Annotated in this window: 3 protein-coding genes; all 3 read right to left on the reverse strand. The window is 41.1% G+C overall.

Features of this window, described 5'->3' with window-relative positions; translation table 11 throughout:
* Window positions 1-255, reverse strand: a 255-nt coding sequence (locus tag ACZFYI_RS18655; RefSeq protein WP_462525631.1) for a four helix bundle protein, incomplete at its 3' end; no start/stop codon positions are given.
* Window positions 256-347: 92 nt separating this feature from the next.
* The gene (gene lepA, locus ACZFYI_RS18660) at window positions 348-2,141 is read right to left on the reverse strand and encodes a translation elongation factor 4 (RefSeq protein ID WP_462525632.1); all 1,794 of its coding nucleotides are present in this window, start codon (window positions 2,139-2,141) and stop codon (window positions 348-350) included.
* 66 nt (window positions 2,142-2,207) lie between these two features.
* The gene (locus ACZFYI_RS18665; RefSeq protein WP_462525633.1) at window positions 2,208-2,423 is read right to left on the reverse strand and encodes a DUF5615 family PIN-like protein; all 216 of its coding nucleotides are present in this window, start codon (window positions 2,421-2,423) and stop codon (window positions 2,208-2,210) included.
* Window positions 2,424-2,688: the final 265 nt, after the last annotated feature.

The raw sequence follows: 2,688 nt of genomic DNA on the forward strand, positions 1-2,688 counted from the left end.
TAATTCCTGATCTGTATTTATTTCTTCGATTATTTCAAGAAAGAACTGACTCTCATCTCCTTCCTCCTCTACTATTTTTAATTTATTGATAAAATCCGCCTTGGACTTAGCTCTAGTCACAGCTCGATAATTAGCAGCCACCGAACTTGAACACCTGATAAGCTGATTTACAAAGCTGTTATATTCTCTTGAATGAGGCAATTTTGAACACAATCTCCAAACATCTATGGCAAATTGCTTTGTCCTTTGTTTCATTTCAACCTTCAATTTCGAATCATTTTAGTGAGTCAATTATGAAATTTAGCGTGAAGTTCTAACAAGCCTCGTAAATCGTAATTCAAAATTCGTTAATCAAGTTTCAGTACTGCCATAAAAGCTTCCTGCGGGATTTCGACATTGCCGACTTGCCTCATTCGTTTTTTACCTTTTTTCTGCTTTTCGAGAAGCTTTCGCTTACGGGAAATGTCTCCTCCATAACATTTAGCCAAAACGTTTTTACGCATTGCTTTCACGGTTTCTCTGGCGATGATTTTTGCCCCGATTGCTGCTTGGATTGCAATTTCAAACATTTGTCTTGGTACCAATTCTCTCAGTTTCTCACAGAGTCTTCTACCCCATTCGTATGCTTTATCCCTGTGGACAATGGCTGAAAGGGCATCCACAATCTCACCGTTGAGCATCACATCCAAGCGTACCATATGAGATTGCTTGAATCCTATCATCTCATAATCCAGGGAAGCATATCCTCTTGAAATGGTTTTCAATCTATCAAAGAAATCAAAAACAATCTCAGCCAAAGGCATGTCAAATGACAATTCCACACGGTCAGAAGTCAGGTAAACCTGGTTTTTGATCTGACCTCTTTTGTCCATACAAAGTTGGATTACCGGACCAACAAACTCAGCAGCAGTAATGATGATAGCTTTGACATAAGGTTCCTCGATATGCTTAAAAAGTGTCGGATCAGGCATATCTGACGGAGCATTGATCAGCTTGTATTCGTTGTTGTTCATCAGGGCTTTAAACTGAACAGACGGAACGGTCGTGATCACCGTCATATCAAACTCCCGCTCCAAGCGCTCCTGAATGATCTCCATGTGAAGCATACCCAAGAAACCACAACGGAATCCAAATCCCAAAGCTGCAGAAGTCTCAGGTTCCCAAACCAATGAGGCATCATTGAGTTGGAGCTTCTCCATGGAAGCTCTCAATTCCTCAAATTCAGTAGTCTCGACAGGATAAATCCCGGCAAAAACCATAGGTTTTACGTTTTCAAATCCTTTGATGGATTCGGCACAAGGATTTTTTACGTGTGTGATCGTGTCACCCACTTTTACTTCCTTGGCAACTTTGATTCCTGAGATCAGGTATCCCACATTTCCCGCATACATGGTTTGCTGCGGGATTTGGTTGACTCCAAGAATCCCTATTTCATCAGCAAAGTACTCCTTGCCTGTATTGACAAATTTGATTTTATCGCCCTTGTTTATAGTACCATTGAAGATTCTGAAAATAACCTCCACTCCTCTAAAAGGATTGTAAACAGAATCAAAAATCATTGCCTGCAATGGCGAATCTATATTTCCTTTGGGAGCAGGGATCTTTTCAACCACTGCATTGAGAATGTCTTCGATGCCTATTCCCTCTTTGCCGGAGGCCAATACAATATCCTCTCTGTCGCAGCCGATCAGTTCGATGACTTCATCCGCCACCATTTCAGGATCTGCACCCGGCAGGTCTATTTTGTTCAAAACCGGAATGATTTCGAGGTCATGACCTATAGCAAGATAAAGATTGGAAATGGTCTGGGCTTCAATTCCCTGAGAGGCATCCACGATCAGCAAAGCACCTTCACAGGCAGCAATTGATCGGGAAACTTCATAAGAAAAATCCACGTGTCCGGGAGTATCGATGAGGTTGAGGGTGTACTCCTCCCCTTTATAATTATACTTCATCTGGATCGCATGCGACTTTATGGTGATCCCGCGCTCACGCTCGAGGTCCATATTGTCCAACAACTGATCCTGCATCTCCCTGTCGCTCACCGTATTGGTGAATTGCAGGAGACGGTCTGCCAATGTACTTTTCCCATGGTCAATATGGGCAATAATACAGAAATTCCTAATTCTTTGCATATCCATTCTGGGCGCAAAAATAGATAAAATTGTGGGTAAAATTGGTATCGGAGCAAACTATCAAAAAGAAAATCAATTTATCTCCATGTAACAGTCTTCCCCCAGTTCTAAAAACCCAATTATCAAATCTATGTTTGAAAGAATTTTCTGGATCAATTCAAGTGTAGATAAATTTCTGCAGTTTAACCTGATAACTTTTGGTGGACAACCATTTACTAGACTCAAAAAATAAAAGTCAGAATCTTTGGTAAGTACTGAAAAACCTGAATTTTTGGCCCAATTCCATATGTTTTGATCTTACTCTTCCAATAATCCCAAATCTGAAAGATGAAAAACATCTTCAAAATAAGGCGCTAATGATTTTCTTAACCTCCAGCTTAGATTTTCATCAATTAGAATCTTCATTTCAATACTTAAAGAACAAAAAGCACTTAACTGGAGAAATAAACTTTTTTCTCCGCATCGGCAGCAAAAGCCGTGCAGGGTGTGGACGGTGTCAGCAGCAGGTCGATGCCCTCAAAGCGCTGGCGCATGCGCCAGCGCAGCTCGTAGC

The organism is Aquiflexum sp. (assembly GCF_977115555.1).

What these genes read in the sequence shown, in the direction of transcription:
- lepA (WP_462525632.1), bottom strand. Translation starts at nt 2,141, where the DNA reads ATGGATATGCAAAGAATTAGGAATTTCTGTATTATTGCCCATATTGAC.